The following is a 20,910-nucleotide window of genomic DNA, read 5'->3' as shown; positions in this document are numbered from 1 at the left end:
CACGAAAGATTTGTTTTTTAGTTTATTGCTAAACTATGTTAATTGCGCATTTAGCAGCGAAGTTCTGATCAGGTTTAGGGTTTTCTTTTCTGATGCTGAATCTTTTTCAGCAGACAAAACCGTATAGGTAGTAACCGCCATCGTTTTTTCAGGCTTTATCAATCGCCAGGTGATAAGCGTAATCATTGCACCATTATCTTCCGACTCTTTATAAGCAGGTCCTGCCAAAATTGTTCCATGCACGGTGGTTGCATAAGGCAAACCGGCAATCAAAAGTTTTAAATTTTTGTCTTCACTAATTCCTTCCGGAGGAATTGTCTCAATAATATTAAAACGAAGGCTGCTTTTCGATTTCGGATCAAAGCAAGCTTCCTGATCCTCTCCTTCAGATTCATACTGCCAATGCGCAGGAAGGGCAATAATCAAGTTTTTATATTGATGTGTTATGAGTGGTATTTGCTTCTTTCTGAATAAATTAAACATAGCAGGGACTATTTGTTCAAATTCAAGTTTACTAAAATAGCAATTTTAAATTCTGTAGGGAATCTGTAGATATAAAGTTATATTAAGTTTCTGTTAACAGGTGTTTCGGAATAAAACGATTTTGTAATTTTGGCTACAATCGTTTTCTTATGAAACTAAAACTCATCGCCGGCATTGTTCTTTTATGTGCGGCTTTACAATCCTTCGCTCAAACTCCGGGAAAAATTGAACAAACAGGACAGGTACTATTGCCCAACGGCTGGAAGCTTAGTCCCGCAGGCAGGTCTTTACCGCTTGGTGATCTGCCGTTAAACATGCAGCTTTCCGTATCGGGTAAATTATTAGCTGTTACCAACAACGGCCAAAGCACCCAGTCGGTACAGCTTATCGACCCTAAAAACGAAAAACTGCTTGACGAGGAAGTGGTTAAAAAATCATGGTACGGGCTCGCTTTCAGCCGTGATGAAAAAAAGCTGTACGCATCGGGCGGTAATGACAACTGGATCCTGGTATTCAACATCGCCGGTAGCAAATTAGGCACCCCGGATACCATCAAATTAGCACCGAATGCCTGGCCTAAAAATAAGGTTTGCCCTACCGGCATGGTAACTAACAAAAGCAACAGCCGCCTGTATTCGGTTACGAAGGAAGACAGCACTCTTTACATCATAGATCCTGATAAAAAAGACATCCTTAAACAGGTAAAACTCCCTGCTGAAGCTTACAGCTGTATTTTATCGCCCGATGAACAAACGCTGTATATCTCTTTATGGGGTGGTGATATGCTTGGTTTTTACAACATAGCTACGCAAACGCTCAGCACCATTAAAACCAGCAGCCATCCTAACGAACTGCTTTTAGATAAGAAAGGGAAATTCCTGTATGTGGCCGATGCGAACGATAATGCGGTATCCGTAATAAATACTTCAACTCATAAGATAATAGAAACTATTTCTACCGCGCTTTATCCTACCCGCCTCACCGGTTCAACCAGCAATGGCCTGGCCTTATCGCCAAACGGAAAAATGCTTTATATAGCCAACGCGGATAATAATTGCCTTGCTGTATTTGATGTTACTATGCCGGGCAGCAGCAAAAGCAAGGGCTTTATCCCGGTAGGCTGGTACCCAACCAACGTAAAAGTATTGGGCAATAAAATCCTGGTATCAAACGGCAAAGGGTTTTCATCAATGGCTAATCCTAAAGGGCCGCAGCCGGTTAAAAAAACAGACAACAGCGGTTACAAGCAAGGGGCCATCAACAGCCGGGAGCAATACATAGGTGGCCTGTTTAAAGGTACGCTGTCATTTATCAACAGCCCGTCTGATGCCGAACTGAAAACTTACACCAAACAAGTTTACGCCAATACACCGTTTACTGCTAAAGTTGAAAAAACAGCCAAAGGAGAAGAAGGCAATCCCATTCCGCGGCGCCTGGGCGAAAAGTCGCCTATTAAATATGTGTTCTATATTATTAAAGAAAACCGCACTTACGACCAGGTTTTAGGCGATATGCCGCAAGGGAACGGCGATACTTCGTTGTGCATCTTCGACAATAAAGTAACGCCTAACCACCACGCTATTGCCAATGAATTTGTACTGCTTGATAATTTTTACGTTGATGCGGAAGTAAGTGCCGACGGCCACAACTGGAGCATGGCTGCCTATGCTACCGATTTTGTAGAAAAAACATGGCCAACCAGTTACGGAAGCCGCGGTGGAAATTATGATTTTGAAGGTACCCGCAAAGCCGCCTATCCGCGCGATGGCTTTATATGGGATTATTGCAAACGCGCTGGTGTAAGCTATCGTACTTACGGCGAGTTTGTGAGCGATGGTAATCCCGGTAAAGCAAACTTAAAATCGCTTGAAGGGCATTTTTGTATCAAGTCGCCTGGCTTTGACCTGAATGTGAAAGATGTTAAAAGGACCGAGATCTGGGCCCATGACTTTGATTCGTTACTCACTATAAACGCGGTGCCGCATTTTAACACCGTGCGCATTTCAAACGACCATACCAGCGGGCAGCGCAAAGGCGCCATATCGCCCATCGCCGCCGTGGCCGATAATGATCTTGCCATAGGCCAGTTCATCGAACATTTATCCCACAGTTCGATCTGGAAAGAGTCGGTAGTTTTTATTTTGGAAGATGACGCCCAAAACGGCCCCGACCATATTGATGCCCACCGTTCACCGGTGTTTGTAGCCGGTCCGTATGTAAAACGCAACGCTGTGATCCACGGCATGTACTCAACCTCGGGTGTTTTACGTACCATCGAGCTTATTTTAGGCTTGCCTCCAATGAGCCAGTATGATGCAGCCGCTATGCCGCTATTTGATTGTTTCACCAGCAAGCCCGACCTTACACCCTATACAGCCAAGCCGGCACAAGTTGATTTGGAACAGCGCAACATAGCAGTAAACGAGAGCAGCAAACGTTCGGAACTGTTTAATTTTGCCAGGGAAGACGCCGCACCCGATATCGACCTGAATGAAGTGGTTTGGAAGTACGTAAAAGGCGAAGCATCGGTTATGCCTGCACCAAAAAGGAGCGCTTTTGTAATTTTAGAACCTAAAAAAGAACAGGATGATGATTGATTTGTTAACTTCGTTGAACCGGAAGTTGTCCAATTAACGAATTCTTAATACATTGGTTTAAGGCCCGGTTTATGATTTATAAAGCCGGGCTTTTACATTAATTATACACCTATGATCACTCATTTAGAAAACGACCACATTAAAGTAGCTATCGACACCAAAGGCGCTCAACTGAGTTCATTTATCAATAAAGCTACAGGTATTGAACATATGTGGCAGGCTGATGAAAAAATATGGCCATGGCATGCCCCCAATCTTTTCCCGGCAGTAGGCGGCCTCATTAACAATGAACTTTTGGTTGATGGTGAAAAGTATTCCATGTCGCGCCATGGTTTTGCAAGGCAGTCGGAATTTTTCTTATTAGAGTCGGATGAGACATCGGCAAGCTATTCGTTACCAAACTGCGAAAACACGTTAAAGGTTTATCCTTTTAAATTTGATTTCCAGATTCTGTATCATCTTATTGATAACGCGCTCAGGATTACCTATAAAGTGATCAACCTCGATAAAAAATCCATATATTTTTCTGTTGGCGGGCACCCGGCATTTAATGTCCCCTTTAACAAAGGCGAAAACTACGAGGACTATTACCTGGAGTTTGAAACTGAAGAACATTTTAACACCCACCTTTTATCAAAAGATGGCTTTTTTAACGGCATAACCCATCCTGTGCCAACTCCCAACAAAAAACTTTACTTAACCCGCGACCTGTTTAAGGATGACGCGCTTGTTTTTAAAGATCTAAAATCGCGCATGGTAACTATTAAAAGCGATAAACATGATCAAACCTTAGCGCTTGAATTTCCTCATTTTAATTATCTTGGTTTATGGGCCAAACCGGGGGCTGATTTTGTTTGCATAGAACCATGGCTTGGCTGTGCCGATACCGAAGGCAAACACGTTGACATTAAGGATAAAGAAGCTATCCAAAAATTAAGCGTGGGGCATGTTTTTGAATCGGCCTATTTTGTTTGCTTATAAACATTTGGGTTACAATAATTTTATACTTCGGTAAAACATTTTTCGCACTTTTTCTCTTTCATAGAAAGAATCACTTAACTATTAAAACTATGAAAACTAAAGTTTATTTATTAGCCCTCACCATGCTGCTGTCATTTACAGCGTTGAACACCTTTGCTGCTGATAGCCACGCGCTTACCCCGCTAAGCAAAGAAGAAATAGCAACCATGACAACCGAGCAAAAACAAGCCCGTGTTGAGGAGATCAAGGCCCGTGTAAATGAGATCAAAGCGATGGATAAATCGGAGCTTACCAAAGCTGAACGTAAGGAATTGCGTACCGAATTAAAATCAATGAAAAAAGAAGCTAATGCTCTTGGCGGCGGTGGTATTTACCTTTCTGTTGGTGCAATTATCATCATCATTTTGGTATTGATCCTGATATTATAATTTGAATCGTCTTGTATAAAAAACGCCTCCGACGAAAATCGGGGGCGTTTTCTTTATGTCTGTTCAGGGCCTTTCAGAGATTTAAGTTACCCTATGTCTCCTCAGGGTCTCTCGGAGAGGACCCTGAGGTACCCGGCAGATTGCCTTGCCGGCAGTCTTATTAAGATGTAACATTTAGACTAAAATTTACGATAAGATAATATAATTATCAGCATCAGGGTCCTCTATGAGAGACCCTGATGGGACGAAAAACTAATGCTCATTTGGCTATTACCAATTGAATAATCAGCTGAGTTGAAACCCTCTGGGGTTCAGATAAAGTAGGATGCTATTTCTACAAACATTTTAGACTTTTACGATTTAATAAACATATATTAATTGCTTATGGACAGGTGCACCAGAGGTGCAAAAGGTTTGTAGCATGAAAAATAGAAATATGCTTTGCCCCAGAGGGGCAAAACAATACGCCCTGCTGATTAACGACAAACAATTTTATGGATTAACTTAAATCTCTGAACGACCCGGATGGGACAGAAATTCCTGGAAAAGAAAAAGCCCCTGAATATATCCAGAGGCCTTCTATATCTTAATTAAATACTTTATTATTTTTTGCTGCTGTCGGCTTTAGGAGCTGCCGGTGTAGCAGAGGGCGTTAATGCCGGAGTTGATGAAGGAAGCGCGTTGCTTGGTTTTGAAGCTTTTTCAATTTGCTCACGCAGCGCAGGATTGTCTGCATTGTTTGATGAGCCGCCTTTTACAGCAACGTTAATAGCCAATGATAACATCATAAGGGTGATAGCTAACGCCCAGGTACCTTTTTCTAAAAAGTCGCCGGTTTTTTGTACGCCCATTAATTGTGATGAACTTGAAAAATTTGATGCCAAACCACCGCCTTTAGGGTTTTGGATAAGTACGATAAGCCCTAACAGAGCGCATACAATTACGGTAACAATGATTAAAACGATATACATTTCTTTATATTAATTAGTTTTCTTCTCTAACTCCTCAATTTGGCTTGCAAAGTAACGGCTTTTTTCCGGGAATTTCAACATCAATTTTTTGTAAGTTGCAATAGCTTTGTGATATAACATCTGGTCGATGTAAATTTGGGCTAATGTTTCACTTACCAGGTCATTTCTGTCTTCCGAGCTCTTCTTTGCTTTGTTCTCATTATCGAGCTTATCAATTGATGGCGGCCTGATCTGGGGCTCCTCTTTAATAAATTTCTCAATGATGATGTCTTCCTTTCTTTTTATCTCCGGCACATCGGGCTGAGGGGTTTTCTCCAGCTCCTCCAGAGATTGCGAATGGAAGATATTTTCATAATACTGATGCTGCAGTGCATCGGCTGTTTGGCTATCAGGCGCTACAGGTTTTTTGGGCTGTTCAACCGTTTCAATATTATAAGGCTGATAAGTTGATGCATATTCCTTACGGGTTTTATCTAACCACCACATAAAGGTATAAGGCATTTTCTCGTCGTTGTACTTTGATAAAACCTCCTGCTGTTCAGTAGCTTCAATTTCTGCCGGCTGCGGAGCCGACTCCTGCGAGATGGCTTTATCATCATTCCTTGTGTCAACAACCGAGTTATCAAACAAAAAATAATCTGTTGACGCAATATTACCGATTATCCATTTTTCAGTTACATCGTCCCTTACTTCTTTAGCTTCGTCAAGGGCAACCGGCGCCTCATCGGCCACCTCTGTTTTATCGTTTATCGCTGCTTCCGCATTAACATTAGCAGCAACGGGGTCATTCACATTAGCCTGGCCTATACTTATATTCTCGATCCCAACAATTTCATCGTAAACCTCATCATCTATATCGTGGGTTGATGAAACTGATTCCCCGTTGGGCTCAGTTGTAACTGCTCCCGGATCAGCAACCTCCATTACCGGTTCTGCATCTGCAATTTCAGGCTCATGATCATCGATATTGATAAAATTGAAACTACTTTTATCCTGATCTGTGTCTGCGGTTAAATCTTCGGAGAACGGTGGCAGTGTATCAGCCAGGTCATCAACAGCGGGACCGATATTAAAATAGTTTTCGGAGGCCGGTGTATTATTTACCGGAACAACATCAAGCAGGTTAATTACCTGTGATGAATTTACCGGAGAAAGGCCTTCGGGCTCCTGAATTAATTTATGCAGTAAAACGGGTTTGTAATAAACGGCCGCGCGCTGTATATCCTTATTGGTACCGGCATGGGCAAGCAAAGCACGCAAAATACCGCTTTGCGGGTAGGCATCAACCAGTTGCTGCAGGTTATAACCATAAAAAGAACCTGTTTCGGCCGGGTTAGCCAACAGTTCATCTAATATTTCGTATTGCCTGCTATTCAAATATTGATCCACGTGGTTGAAAATACAAATTGCCTACCAATTAGAAAAGGCCGCGTTAAAAATATCATCAATTAATTGCTTATTAATTTGCCGTATCAGGTTCTGTTCCTGCGAAGAAATGTCCCCCCGGTAGTCAGCAAACTTAGTAAAACTTTGTTCAAAACTGAGCTTTTTATCGGCGGGTGTTTTCGCCGCATCAAATGAAAACTTAACCCTTACAGTGATAGTAAGCCTGTTAGCATCAGCAATTGGGGCCACATTATTTGCGGTAGCCTGAATAGATGCCGGAGCGATAGAATAACCGGTAATAGCGCCCGACATGGTTGCATCGGCCTCGCCGCGGACTAAGCTTAGGCTGGTTTGTGTACGGATCCTGTCTTTTAACGCTTCGGTGAAAGTTTGGCTTAGGTTATTTACCACCAGCGGGGCGTTGTTTTCAAAAAACTGCACATTGATGGTCTTCAAACTGGGCGGGATTGATTGATTTTTGAGTGTGTAACATGATTGGCATATAAGTAACAGCACACACACTGAAATAATCCCCAAAAGTTTTTTCATCAATTTTATAAGTTTAGTTCTTTTATTTTCCTGTATAACGTACGTTCAGAGATCCCCAGTTCATTAGCGGCAAGTTTGCGTTTACCCTTATGTTTTTTCAACGCCTTACGGATCAGGTCTGATTCTTTTTCAATCAGCGATAATGATTCCTCTACTTCTTCGGCATCATGTGTTATATTAAAACCGTCGATAGTGCTGCTATTACTGCTGGTGTTTGTAACGGTATTAACGGGTTGTTGTAAAGTAAATTGTGGTTCGTTATTACCATGCAGCTCAATATCGCGGTAAAGTTGATTTAAGGTTTGCGGATTATTGGCGTAATGCGGCGAAACACCGCCATGCTCAATAATATCGGCCACCAGTTTTTTCAACTCTACCATATCCCGCTTCATATCAAACAATACTTTATAGAGGATGTCACGTTCAGAAAAATCTTCTTTAGGCTGATTGTCCAAACGCATGGGCAGGTTACGTGCGCCGGCCTCGTGCGGGATATAGGTAAGCAGGGTTTGGGCAGTGATGATCCTGTCGCGCTCAAGTACAGCCAATTGTTCGGCCATGTTTTTCAACTGCCTTACATTACCCGGCCACGAATAGTTGGTTAATACCTGCTGCGCTTCTTCATCAAGCTGAATGGGCGGCGTACGGTATTTGTCGGTAAAATCAGCCGTAAACTTGCGGAACAGCAGAAACACGTCTTCTTTCCTGTCGCGCAATGGCGGAATCTTCAGCGGTACCGTGTTTAAACGATAGTAAAGGTCCTCACGGAATTTGCCGTTCTTCACCGCGTCATACACATCAACATTGGTAGCCGCGATAACGCGTACGTTAGTTTTTTCCACTTTCGACGACCCTACTTTGATATATTGTCCCGATTCGAGCACCCGCAGCAAACGGGCCTGGGTACCCAGGGGCATTTCAGCAATCTCATCTAAAAATATGGTACCACCGTTTACGGTTTCAAAATAACCTTTACGCTCACCAACGGCGCCCGTATAGGCTCCCTTTTCGTGACCAAAAAGTTCCGAATCGATAGTACCTTCAGGTATGGCGCCGCAGTTAACGGCAATAAAAGGCCCATGCTTGCGCGGGCTCATCTGGTGTATGATGTGCGAAAAAACCTCCTTACCACTACCACTCTCGCCGGTAATCAATACCGAGATATCAGTAGGTGCAACCTGGTTTGCTATAGTTATAGCCCGGTTAAGCAATGGCGAATTGCCAATGATCCCGAAGCGTTGTTTTATTTCCTGTACTTCCATTTTAAAAAAGATTCAAGAAGTCAAGAGTCAGGAAGCAAGATTTGAGCGAAGAATTTCTCTTCATCAAATACCGCTTCTTATATACATCTTGTCTTTTAGTAAGAATCACGTTTATTCATCATCGGAGTTCAAAATGTACTCCCTAAAAGAGAATATCATTTTTTGAACTTCGACAACAAGGTCTAAACATTCCTTTAATTTATCTTTAGAGCCGTAGCCCCTGCGTTCACATATTAATAATTGCGTCTCCACTTCAAACGATGAAGTAAGAGACGTTGTTAAGAACTCGGCAAAATGCGCCTTAGTTCTCTTACCTGAACCTTCCGCTATGTTAGACGGAACTGAACAGGAACATCTGTTTAATTGGTCAATCAGGTTATATCTTTCCTCGATAGGTAATGCTTTACAATAATCATAAGTTAAATCAGTAAGATCCATCGACTTTTGCCAAATCTTCAAGCTCTTAAAATTATGCCTCATCGTTACTTAGCTTTATTCTCTTTCTTGATTCCTGACTCTTGATTTCCTGCCTCTATACAACCTTACCTATCAACGTAGCCGTAGTGCTGCGTTCAATCAATACGTTTACGTATTGCCCCGGCTTGTAATTTTCACCAACCGGGAAAATCACCATCGCGTTTTGATCGCTGCGGCCGCAATAGTCTTTGTCTGATTTTTTGGAGAAACCTTCTACCAGTACACGTTCTACCCGGCCAATGCGGGCCTGCATTCTGTAAAAAGAATATTCCTGTTGCTTGGCTACAATTTCGGTTAATCTTTTCTGTTTTACTTCTTCAGGGATATCATCGGCATAACGTTTTGCCGCTAAAGTGCCCGGCCTTTCGCTGTATTTAAACATGTAGGCAAAATCGTACTTTACGTAATCCATCATGCTTACAGTATCCTTGTGCTCCTCATCTGTTTCGCTGCAAAAACCGGTGATCACATCGGTTGATATAGCGCAATCAGGAATGATACGACGGATAGCGTCGATCCTGTTGATGTACCATTCACGGTCATAAGTGCGGTTCATCAGGTCAAGAATGCGGCTGTTGCCCGATTGTACCGGCAGGTGGATATAATTACAGATGTTATCGTATTTATTGATGGCATACAGCACCTCATCGGTGATATCCTTTGGATGCGAGGTTGAAAACCTAACCCGCAGATCAGGATCGATCTGTGCTACCATTTCCAGCAGGTTGGCGAAGTTTACCCCTCCAACCTCCCCCAAGGGGAGGCTTTTGTCATTTTCAACGCCTACCTCAATTTGCCCTTCTAAAGCCCTCTCCTTTGGAGAGGATTGGGGAGAGGTCCATTTATATGAATCTACGTTTTGGCCTAACAAGGTAACTTCCCGATAGCCTCTGTCAAACAGGTCGCGGCATTCGGCAACTATCGATAAAGGGTCGCGGCTGCGCTCGCGGCCACGGGTAAAAGGTACCACGCAAAATGAGCACATGTTGTCGCACCCGCGCATAATGGATACAAATGCATTGATACCATTGCTGTTTAAACGCACCGGACTGATATCGGCATAAGTTTCCTCACGGGAGAGCAGTACATTAACCGCTTTTTGTCCGCCGTCAACCTGGTCAATGAGGTTCGGCAAATCGCGGTACGCATCCGGACCAACCACAACATCAACTAATTTTTCTTCTTCCAGGAATTTTGATTTCAGGCGTTCGGCCATACAGCCCAATACACCTACTACCAGGCCCGGATTTTTCACCTTAGCAACGGTAAACTCTTTTAAACGGTTGCGTACGCGTTGTTCGGCATTTTCGCGGATAGAACAGGTGTTGATGAAAATAACATCGGCTATGCTATAGTCGGCAGTGGTTTCAAAACCGCTTTCGGCCAATATCGATGCAACTATCTCACTGTCAGAAAAATTCATGGCGCAGCCGTAGCTTTCAATATAAAGCTTGCGGCCATTATTTTTAGCTGTTTCGGCTTTTAACATTAACGCCTCACCCTGCCTGCTCTCATCATGTGTTTTATCCGGAATAAGCAAATCCATCATTTATATAAAAAATTAGTTTGCAAAAATAAACAAAATTTAAATACCTAAATGACATATTGTCAGTATTAAATAAAATCTCATTCATTTCATAAAAAACGGGTAACACTTTCGCATTACCCGTTTATCCTATTCAAATAAACCGTTATTTATTGCGTTAAAGCTGCAGTAGTGGTATTATTGATTTGCCAGATAGCTGCACCGGGCGTAGGGAAGCTAACACCCTTGGTGCTGCCTTTAACACCATTGTCCTGGCCAAAATAGTAAAGTGGATGACCTTTGTACACCAGTTGTGTTTGTCCGAATACGGTTATCACATCAAAGTCGGCTTTATTTAAAATAGAAGGAACATTCTGAACCGCCGTTACCGCATCGATTGGCCAGTTAGCATCATGTGCTGCTACACCTGTGCTGAATTTATTTGTCTTAAACGTATCCTTGGTAAACAGGTACAAAGTACGGCCATTGGCATCAGTGATATATTGCGAGTTTTCGGTGCCGGCAATGCCTTTACTTGTATATTGGTTACCATCATGCCCTATCAGTTGCGCGTAGGAAACCATAACGGTGTAATCCGGCTTGGCTATAAACCATGATTTGCCAACACCATCGCCATTAACATCGGTAACAGCCACGTCTTTTGCATAATAATATAAAGGCCAGCCTTTATAGGTAGTTTGTTTGTTCCCGTCGGCATTGGTGATAACGCCGAAGTCGGCAGCTGCCAGGCCGGTACCTATAGATGGGTTTTCTTTATAAAAGGCAGGCCAGGCTACAGCGCATCCACCGGTACAAGTTGAAACGTTGGCCGCATCATCAGAGAACAGGTACAACGCACGGCCGTTATTATCCGTTATGATGCTACCAAATGTTGCATTTGAGGTAAGCTGTACGCCGGTAACAGCTTTAGGTGTGGTTGGGTTGTTGTCGTGATTTTTTTTGCACGATGCCGCTAATAAAGTTAGGGCGATTGAGCCCGTCAGGGCTAAGTACATTTTTGTTTTCATCGGGAGTCTTATGATGTTAGTTATGGATATTTATAAACATAACGCCCTGAAATTCCCGAGGGTTGCTTTGCAGTTAAACAAAACCTTTATATGAGTTAAACACCGGCATATAATCCCGCATTAACAATGATGAATTAAGTATGAGTTTTAACAAAAAATAACTTATCCATCCGCTACGCTATAACAAAAGTTGCTACCTTGCTGTTAAAGCATTAAAACACAAGTAAAAGTAACACCGGTAAATGGCACTCAATTTTTTAAAGCACCAGTGGCAAAAAAAAACGTTCAAATTTGTGCTGATACCGGTTATAGTGATATTGCTGCTGGCCGTAGTAGTAAACAGGTATTGGTCGCCCATTTTGGCCGGCAAGGTAAAGGATGTGGTATTAAGCAGCAGCGACAGCCTTTACAAAGCCGATTTTTCGGACGCCGAGCTGCATATCCTGCAGGGCAAAATTATTATTTACAATATAACCCTTAAGCCGGACACAACAGTTTATAATCAAAAAAAGCGTTTACGCCTGGCCCCCAATACCCTGGTTGAGCTTAAGGTAAAACGGCTGGTGCTTAATCATGTGCATCCATTTAGCCTCTATTTTCAAAAAAAGCTTAATATTGGCCAAATCATCCTGAATGAGCCACGCCTGAATGTAAGCTACCAGCTAAACCATACCAGGGATACTGTTGTTAAAGATCGCCGTACAGCCTGGCAACGCATCTCCAAAAGCTTGAAATCGATCCATATCGGCAGCATCCTGCTCAATGATGTTAACCTGAACTATGAAGATTACTCGGGCAACAAGGTGGCTATTTCCAAACTTAAAGAGCTAAACTTAAGTGCAAACGACCTGCTCATTGATTCGGCTACGCAATATGATAAATCGCGCCTGCTTTATTGCAAAGATATCGTCACCGAACTGAACAATTACACCGGAGAAACACCAAGCGGCCTGTACACTTATAAAATCAGGCATCTTAAACTCTCCACCCTTACATCACGCCTAAATATCGAAGGGCTTGCTATGCAGCCTACTAAATCGGACGTTTTTTTTGATAAAAGCAAGAAAGACCGGCTGGGCTTACTGGCCGATTCTGTGCAGCTAAACAATTTTGACTACTTAAATTATCACAAATACCGCACAGTTTCTGCTTCAAGCCTAACCATGACAAATGGCAAGATAACGGCTTTCACCAACCCGGGTAAGAAACCATATCCCACAACAGATAAGGTTAAAACGTTCCCCAATATGATGATCAGGAAATTAAACCTTGATTTAAGGATCGACACCATGAAAATCCGGCACGTTGATGTGATCTACAATGAGTTTAATAAAAAATCTCAAAAAACAGGCACAGTTACCTTTAATAATACCAGCGGGCATATTTATAATATTACCAACAATCCATCGGCCATAGCCAAAAACAACATTACCCTTGTTGATCTGACTACCTATTTTATGAACCGTGGCCGGCTCGATGTGCAATTGAAATTTAATTTAAGCGATGAAGATGCTGCTTTCAGTTATAAAGGCACATTAGGATCAATGGAATTTGGAAGGCTAAATCCAGCTACCATGCCTTTGGCTATGGTAAAAATGACATCGGGCAGCGTAAAAAAATTCAGCTTTGATATCCAGGCCAACAGCAAAGTATTTAAAGGCAAGGTTGATTTTTTATATAACGATTTAAAGGTGGTGCTACTAAAAGCCGATACGGTTAATGATCGTTTCAAAAGGAAATCGATCATGTCGATATATGCCAATCTCTTCGTGATCAGGCGCAGTAATCCTGATGATAAAGGGAAGCTCACTTCGTCATTAGTGATCTATAAGCGACCTAAAGATTCGCCTTTTTTTAAAACGGTTTGGAAAACCTTACTTACCGGAATCAAACCATGTGTCGGCCTTGATGAAGAAAGCCAAAAAGCCACTAAAGACCGCATTGACGAGCACCTCAAAAACAAGGAAGAACGGCTAAAGAATAAAGCAGAGCGCCAGAAAAGAAAAGCGGAGCGGAAAAAGCTGATGGACCAGGGGAAGTTTTGATAAGGTATGAAAATAATATCTCCACCACGTCATTGAGGTACGAAGCAATCCCCGACGGGCAGAGTAGCTATGCAAACAGCCCTGTAAAGTTCGCGATTGCTTCGTACCTCGCAATGACGTTTCTTTATCAGGTCCCGTATTTCATTCAATTTTATTGCAGCAACAACTTCAAATTAATCCCAAAATTGGTAAATGATGTATTAAACGTTTGCGAAGTATAAGGCTTGGTAAGGTTTGAATCATAAAACAAATTCAGGTTAAAACGCTGGTTGATCACATAATCAACAGATGGCCTTACGGTAATATTTTGCGCGCCCGATGAGATCTCGGCCGATTCAACATCAGCCCGGTAAATGAGCGTCTTATTATCGCGCAATGAAAAATCGAGCTTAAAGTTCACGTCCTTATGCTGAATGCCTTCAAACCAGCCAAACGGAAAATGGAAATCTTTGGTGTGGTAACCAAAACCAAAAACAATGATCTTTTCATTTTGCTGTGCCAACTGGCTGTTAAGCATACTTAAGCTGAGCGAACGGCTTTGGCGATATTCGGCATTGGCGGTCATGCTGTTTTTGAAGCGTACGCTTGCACCCAGCAAAGGCACAAACTGCTCAAAAATGGTGACCTGCGAAAACTGATATAACGGCAGGAAATCATTATTTAAATCGCGCGAAGTGGCAGCGCCGTTGGCCTCGCGGTATTGAAGCAGCGAGGTAAAGCCGCTTACATTATATGATGAACGGTAACCATGACTCAGATCAAACGAATCAAAAATATCCTGGAACCAGGAGATCTTACCTAAGCCATTGTAGGTTACCTGCCAGTTAGGAATAGGAATTTTGGGGAATTGCGACAGGTTACTGCCCGAAGCATTTTTACCTGCATATGCTGCCAGAAACGCCGGCACCAGCACATTTTGCGAATTTGGCCCGTAACCATCGGCATAACCATCAGCAACCCCTGCCGAATTTGGGTTGGTACGCCCTAATCTTTGCGATATTACGGCGCGGGCATCCAAAAATTTCTGGAAAGTAGACGATACATTGTTTATCCCCTTTGCCGATTCAAAGGCGGTACCAATGGTGAGGAACGATACACTGTAGTTACCCGATGTAACCGGGCTTAATGTTTCGATGCTATTGCTTGATGCCAGGTATTTAAAATTAGCCTGGTAGTTATGGTCCTGGGTTTTAAACGCGCTAAGCTCAATCCGCAGATCTTTAAATGGTTCAATAATACCCCTGAAGTGCATATCCTCATTTAACGATGTGGTATACAACTGATTTTGCAGGGTATCGGTGGTGATCCAGCCGCTAGCTACAGCCCTGGCCCGGATATCTGCCTGGCTACCTAATAAAAAGCCTAACCCGGGTGCATTACCATCTGCACCAAAAAAGCCCGACTGCGGTAAGTATCCAGGTAAAAACGTTCCCTGGGTACGGGTATAGGTTGCGCTCAGGTTTTTAATGCTGGTTAGCAGGCCTATCAGGATATTGCTCTTTTTATTGGGATTATTCGCCTTACGGATAAAAGGGAACTTGTTATACAGCGAAACCATATTCAGGGTTGGGTTAAGCTGGATTGCCCTTGAGTTTTGAATACTGTTACCAACATCATAAGCGGTACTATTGATAGCAAACAGCGGCTGTGTTTGCCAGTTAAAGTGTGTACTGTAACGCGCTACTGCCGATATCCAATCCAATCCCGGGATTTTGTTAATAGGCACCGTATAATTAAAGTTGATGGTGTGGTTATAATTGGTTGTACGACCCAGCTTTTTCAGGTTATCCCAAAGGGTATCGCGCTTTAAACCATTGATACGGCCGGCGGGTTCATCCACAACCGAAAGATTGGTAGCATCAATATCCATTTGTAAGGATTTCGACAGGTTCCAGCCTATACCATATACACGGGTAATGTTGAAATATTTATTGAATGTTGTCGTCGGGATAGGGATATAATTATTGGGGTCATTATCGCGCAGGGTATTCTCCGAATAAAAGCGGTTAAAATTGATACTGAAATTCAATCGCGACGGCAGCAGGCTAAAGTTCAAATCGCGGAACAGAGCCAGCATATTGCTTTTGATGATCTTGGCAAATGGGCTGTAGTATTTGGGCTGATTGGTATAGTTATAAGCAAGTGTGAGATTATAGGTTTTCTCCACATCATTCTGCGTCACAAAATCATGGTGATTGTATTCGGTGTAGGCATAAGTAGCATTAAAGTTTTCAATATCCCAAATATGGTTAAGCGCATTTTGGTTTGTACGCGCCTTATGTACATTGGTAAAGTTGATGCTTTTGCGGGTGGTAATATCAATAGCCGCGTTCCTGATAGAGTCGCGCTCTTTGGTGCTCGTTGCCGCTGCCAGCGATGCCTTCAGCTCAACATCCGGCGCTCCGGGATCATATTGCGGCATGCTCCTTTGTGATGACAAATTGATGTATGCCGGGATATGGATGCCGCTTTTATCCGGAAAAAACTTGCCAAGCTCAACATTGGCCGATACGTCATAGGTTTGATCATCACTCTGGCTCCGGTCGTTCAGCCTTGAATCAAGGGTACCGAAACCAATGGTTGTTTTACTGCCCGATACGGTAATATCGGCAAAGTCGGCAAGCTTGGCATCAATCCTCGCGGTAGCGGCCCATCCCCCGCGCTGATCAAAATCGGTAAGGCGCAGCTCATCATACCAAACAGTTCCTGATTTATCCAACCCATCATCGGGCAAAACATTTGTGCCTTTATAAGGATTGCGCACGCCAAGCATAATGGTACGCAGCTTGCTTAAATCGGGCTGGCCCTTGATATAAACTACCTTATCGCCCTCCGTGTATTTAAAAAGCTGGTTGTAGGCCACATTGGAGTGATTACGCGCAAGCTTTGCTCTGATCAGCAAATCAAGCTCCAGGTCCATTTCATTAACATCCGGCCATATTGCTCCTGCATCGCTGGTACCCGGCTGGGTTATTTTTAAAGGCAATTCGTACTCATAATAGTTATCCTGGTAATCAACCCCGAGACGGATAAACGCGTTCAGGTCATTATCTTTCAAATAATCACCCTCGGCATGGATAAACATTTGCATGCGTTTGTATTTACGCAGGTCATTATAAAAAGTACGGAAGGCGGCCCTTGAATATCCATCGCGCAGGCTTTTTATATTAAGGGACAGTGATTGCTCGTTGAGCTTGGTATTGGTTTGCAGGTTATTGTAATTACGCTGGCGGTTAATACCGGGCGGCACCACATAAGGTATAGGCGTGCGGTTACCGTTCTCTTCAATATTCACAGCCTGCACGTCGATGGTCGAATTATCTATCGGTGGGTTTTGGATAGCCGGATCGGCAATAACATTCAGCGGATTTTTTTCGGTATTGAAAGCACGCCACTCGCCGCGCACCAGTTCCAGGGTCGCAAAACGAAGCACGGCGGTATCGGCAAAATTAGTCATGAACATCCTCATAAAACGGATTGCCTTAAAATCCTGGATATTGCCCACTTTTAATTGATAATCTGAGATTGGGATGCGGAACTGGTACCAGTTAACTGCCTGTGTTGTGCCATTGGGCAGTTTTACCTGCGCGGTAACTTTATCGCTGATATAATTTTGCCCTACCACCATATCTGCCGGGCGCATGGATACTTTATACTGAAAGTATGAATCTTCCTGGCTCATGTTGTTGTCGCGGTTAATATCCTCGCCATCAGGCAGGGATGTTGAAGCCGAGTTTTGCAAGCCAAGCTCTGCCTGCGATTGCTGCGCCGTTTTCGAGTTACCGTCGGTGCCGTTGTATTTGCTATAACGGTCGAGGATGCCGGCACGGGCCTGATCGAGCGCCGGGCCCTGGTAATACTGATAATCATCTGACGAAGGGTCGGCTGCGATGGCTGTCGCGGCCTGCGCGTTCAGTTGCCCTTTTATCTGCTGAACAACCGGGGCAAATTTGGTTTGCTCATCCTGGTCGTTCATGCCGTCCAAACCAACATCCTGCAGTTTACGGGCATTGGGGTTGTTATCAAAAGCATTAATAACCGGCTGTAGTTTAGACACCCGCCCCCAGCTGGTTTCATCCACCTTGGTCAGGTCGCCGTCAACAGGCAAACCATTTTCCAGGCTTTTACGTCCATCTTTCAAAATATCTTCCGATATCGAGCCTAAGTTAAAGTACAAATCACCACCGGCCGAGTTGGGTTTGTATATGAACGGATCGAGCATCCAAAACTCGATGTAGGATACGTTCAACGATTCAAAATCATTTGTTTCCAGCTTCCTGAACATACCGCCCCAGCGTGTTTTAGGGTTTTGCAAGGTACCATCGGGATTAATGCCGGTGGTAGCATAGTTGTACGGCCCACGGATACTTGGATAAAAAGCCATGTTGAGCGTAGCCAGGCTAATCGGCTGCCCGGTAGCCGACTGCTTGTAAGGGAAAACTTCCTGCTCAATTACCTGCCTTACATAATGGTTGGAAAGCTCGCTTCTTGATATGGGGATGGAACCTGTATTGGTATAAAATATAGGGTCGATATTATAAAAAGCCAGCCGGGCACGGTTATAGCCATAGCTCAGGTTATCAAACAAAGCCGATTCGCCGAATAGCTGCGGCGTTCCTGAAATTTGCCAGCTGTTAGCTCCTTTAATATCTATTACCGATTGACTGTTCTCAAAATCGTCAAGATAAGATGTGCCGTGTTTGGAGCCTGCAAAATTCAATGCACCGGGACTGCCCGGCATCAGTTTGGCAAACTCACCATAAAAATTAATGGATGATGGCACCTTGGTATGGATGCCGGGGATCTTATCAACCAGCCTGGTTAAAAACCGGGAGTTTGAACTGTAATTGGCATCAAAGCCCCAAATGGTATTGGAGATGGATTCTTCGCCGGCAATTTCATTTTGGGTGATAGGTTGCTCGGTAAGGTGCATCAAAGTAGCACCTAACTGAAGCTTATCGCTGGCATGATAATCAAGCCGGGTGCCGTACAATGACTTTTGCTGTACGCCGAACAATTCATTATTCTCCAGCTTTACGGTAATAGGCTGGCCGGAAGATAACAGTGCCTGGTTCAGAATCCTGATCCGCCCGGCATTGTAGTCAACCGTATAATCGTTCCCTTCCTGCAACTTCACGGTACCCGCGGTTACGTTCACCGATCCCTGCGGAATGTTAACTGCATTTAGTTGATACTCTGAACCACCTGTTGAGGTATAAGTTCCCTTGATTACATACCTGTTTAATGCCGGGAAATATTGCTGTGCGATGGTTTTGGTTGAGTCATACAATGGCTGATAAACGTATCGTTTAACCAGGTCGGTCTCGCCCGGGGTAAATTTGGATGCCAGGTCCGAACCAAAAGGCTCCACCACCGGGAACGAGATCCGCCCGTTTTGCGAATCGATGGTGATTCCTTCTAAAAAGTCAAAGTAGCCATCCGGCTTTTTATCGCTTTGCTGGTTGAGGTTATCAAGTCCTGCTACCTGGAGCCACAGCTTACCTTTTAGGTTTTGCCCCTCTTCCATTACCGTTTTTTCGATCCCCGTTTTATCATCAAGGCGGGTAACAGTTAACTTAAAATTGGTAGGGGCTATCTGAAAAGCACCGAGGGAGTAAATGTTTTTCATCATCAAATCCCAGGTAGGCAGGTTGGTTTTCAATAACTCGCCTTTCAGCAATTTCACAAAAAGCACATTAGGCGTATTTGGGTTAACGGCAACATCGCTGCTAAATTCACCCACCTGGTATTGCACACCATTAACAGTATACTGGTAAGCAACCGCCAGTACCTCATCATTATTTAAGGGATAATTTAGGGAGATGTAACCTAATTGCGGGTGCAGGGTATACTCCTTATCGGTAAGCTTGCGGGCGTAAGTTAGTTTGGAATAGTTATCCGTATTGCCCGATCCCTGGAAAAAGCTGGCAACATCATTGGAGTTGGTGAGCCTTGCATTTTGCGGCAAAACAGATAACAGGTTGTTTGATTGCTGGGCGAAACCTGGCCCTTTAAAACCCGCAGGCAGAGCGCTTCCGCCGCCTACTATCCTGGTTTTATTGTATGGGTTATTTTCACCAAGGTCCATGAAAGCCAATATATCGCGCGAATCGGTAGTTACGTTGGTACGGTTGGTTGTCCAAACCTCAATTTTAGTAATGTTTACATTGGAGCTGATGATCGGGATATTAGCCAGCGCCCTGTTGTAATTATTCCTGAAATATTGCGACAGGAAGAAGTGCTTGTTGGCCTCATAATCGGCAGGGGTCAACCTAAACTCGCCTTGTTGCGAACCATTGGTAATGGTGATGGTTTTTGACTGTGAGCGTTGCTGCGAAAAGATACTTGTAACATCCAGCCGTCCGAATTTCAACTTGGTTTTAACGCCAAAAAGCGCCTGACTACCGGTGATCAGTGTGGTATTAAGCGGCATACTAACCGTGCCAGCCTCAATTTTCTGAATGATCTCGTCGGGCGAGCCTGTATAATCCAGCTTTATCTGGTTTTCAAACTGGAACTGCGCGTCGGTATTGTAATTGGTGGTAATCTTTAACTTATCACCTATGTTACCTGTTACGTTGAGTTGGATGCGCTGATCAAAATTAAAGTTAAACTGACTGCGCTGGCGGGTGTTAAAAAGCGGGTTCTGGTTTTTATTTATCTGCCCGGCCATGATCATTTCTGCTGATCCTTGCGGACGGATATCAATCACCGAGCTACCAAAGATCTGCTCAAACGTACGGCTCCTGACCTTTATAGGCGGTATAAACCCCGGCTGCTGCGAATCATAGGCATAATTATCTGCCAGCTGCTGAAAATAGCCCCGTTGGACCGATCGTTCTTTAAGTTTTAAATATTGCTCAAACGTAAGATACTGCGGCGGGCGGTAAAGTAAATTACCTACCCTTTCGTATAAAATATAACGGTTTGTGGCCGGATCATATTCAATGGTACGTACCAGGCCTGCCGGGTCGGTATTGAAAATACCTTCCCTCATCCGCTGGCTTCGTGGCGCGGTCAGGTTTATTGGTGCATTTGATTTGGTTGTATCATTTTTAGCCGCAGGCGAAGGCTTTTGTTGTGCATACACATTACCCAGTCCCCCGAACACCACAATGAACAACACACTTATAAGTGTCTTATAAGTAAATACTTTGATCAAAAGTTAGTAGATATTT

The 20,910-nt window shown here is 43.6% G+C and carries 13 protein-coding genes; 4 read left to right on the top strand and 9 right to left on the bottom strand.

All coding sequences use genetic code 11. From position 1 onward, the window contains the following. Nucleotides 1–33: 33 nt before the first annotated feature. Nucleotides 34–483 carry a hypothetical protein gene (locus ACEN82_RS00505; protein WP_413322334.1) on the bottom strand — a complete coding sequence of 150 codons (450 nt, stop codon included), beginning with the start codon at nucleotides 481–483 and terminating at the stop codon, nucleotides 34–36. A 149-nt stretch (nucleotides 484–632) separates the two neighbouring features. On the opposite strand from ACEN82_RS00505, the gene ACEN82_RS00500 reads away from it, so the two are divergent. The 3 genes from ACEN82_RS00500 (at nucleotide 633) to ACEN82_RS00490 (ending at nucleotide 4,489) form a co-directional block, all read left to right on the top strand. Beyond that, nucleotides 633–3,080 carry a bifunctional YncE family protein/alkaline phosphatase family protein gene (locus ACEN82_RS00500; RefSeq protein WP_413322335.1) on the top strand — a complete coding sequence of 816 codons (2,448 nt, stop codon included), beginning with the start codon at nucleotides 633–635 and terminating at the stop codon, nucleotides 3,078–3,080. A gap of 111 nt (nucleotides 3,081–3,191) precedes the next feature. Then, nucleotides 3,192–4,061 carry an aldose 1-epimerase family protein gene (locus ACEN82_RS00495; protein ID WP_413322336.1) on the top strand — a complete coding sequence of 290 codons (870 nt, stop codon included), beginning with the start codon at nucleotides 3,192–3,194 and terminating at the stop codon, nucleotides 4,059–4,061. A gap of 89 nt (nucleotides 4,062–4,150) precedes the next feature. Continuing rightward, nucleotides 4,151–4,489 (top strand): hypothetical protein, encoded by a 339-nt coding sequence (locus tag ACEN82_RS00490; protein ID WP_090534362.1) that lies wholly within the window; start codon nucleotides 4,151–4,153, stop codon nucleotides 4,487–4,489. 602 nt (nucleotides 4,490–5,091) lie between these two features. Here the strand turns inward: ACEN82_RS00490 and secG are convergent. The 7 genes from secG to ACEN82_RS00455 form a co-directional block, all read right to left on the bottom strand. Then, on the bottom strand, nucleotides 5,092–5,460 hold the full coding sequence (secG, locus tag ACEN82_RS00485) for a preprotein translocase subunit SecG (RefSeq protein ID WP_413322337.1): 369 nt from the start codon (nucleotides 5,458–5,460) through the stop codon (nucleotides 5,092–5,094). A gap of 9 nt (nucleotides 5,461–5,469) precedes the next feature. Continuing rightward, on the bottom strand, nucleotides 5,470–6,849 hold the full coding sequence (locus tag ACEN82_RS00480) for a hypothetical protein (RefSeq protein ID WP_413322338.1): 1,380 nt from the start codon (nucleotides 6,847–6,849) through the stop codon (nucleotides 5,470–5,472). A 21-nt stretch (nucleotides 6,850–6,870) separates the two neighbouring features. Further along, nucleotides 6,871–7,302 carry an LptE family protein gene (locus ACEN82_RS00475; RefSeq protein ID WP_413322339.1) on the bottom strand — a complete coding sequence of 144 codons (432 nt, stop codon included), beginning with the start codon at nucleotides 7,300–7,302 and terminating at the stop codon, nucleotides 6,871–6,873. A gap of 98 nt (nucleotides 7,303–7,400) precedes the next feature. Further along, the gene (locus ACEN82_RS00470) at nucleotides 7,401–8,657 is read right to left on the bottom strand and encodes a sigma-54 interaction domain-containing protein (protein ID WP_413322340.1); all 1,257 of its coding nucleotides are present in this window, start codon (nucleotides 8,655–8,657) and stop codon (nucleotides 7,401–7,403) included. 111 nt (nucleotides 8,658–8,768) lie between these two features. Then, complete coding sequence (locus ACEN82_RS00465) at nucleotides 8,769–9,137, bottom strand: four helix bundle protein (RefSeq protein WP_223266126.1); 369 nt, start codon at nucleotides 9,135–9,137, stop codon at nucleotides 8,769–8,771. Nucleotides 9,138–9,189: 52 nt separating this feature from the next. Next, nucleotides 9,190–10,683 carry a MiaB/RimO family radical SAM methylthiotransferase gene (locus tag ACEN82_RS00460; RefSeq protein ID WP_413322341.1) on the bottom strand — a complete coding sequence of 498 codons (1,494 nt, stop codon included), beginning with the start codon at nucleotides 10,681–10,683 and terminating at the stop codon, nucleotides 9,190–9,192. A gap of 146 nt (nucleotides 10,684–10,829) precedes the next feature. Then, nucleotides 10,830–11,687 (bottom strand): hypothetical protein, encoded by an 858-nt coding sequence (locus ACEN82_RS00455; protein WP_413322342.1) that lies wholly within the window; start codon nucleotides 11,685–11,687, stop codon nucleotides 10,830–10,832. A gap of 242 nt (nucleotides 11,688–11,929) precedes the next feature. Between ACEN82_RS00455 and ACEN82_RS00450 the strand changes: the two genes are divergently transcribed. Beyond that, entirely contained in the window at nucleotides 11,930–13,732 is a 1,803-nt protein-coding gene (locus tag ACEN82_RS00450) for a hypothetical protein (protein WP_413322343.1), read from the top strand. Nucleotides 13,733–13,883: 151 nt separating this feature from the next. Here the strand turns inward: ACEN82_RS00450 and sov are convergent, their stop codons facing one another. Then, nucleotides 13,884–20,894, bottom strand: a complete 7,011-nt coding sequence (sov, locus tag ACEN82_RS00445; protein ID WP_413322345.1) for a T9SS outer membrane translocon Sov/SprA — start codon at nucleotides 20,892–20,894, stop codon at nucleotides 13,884–13,886. Between the last annotated feature and the right edge of the window lie 16 nt (nucleotides 20,895–20,910).

The organism is Mucilaginibacter sp. Mucisp73 (genome assembly GCF_059491465.1).
This window is presented reverse-complemented; position numbering and strand designations above follow the sequence as displayed.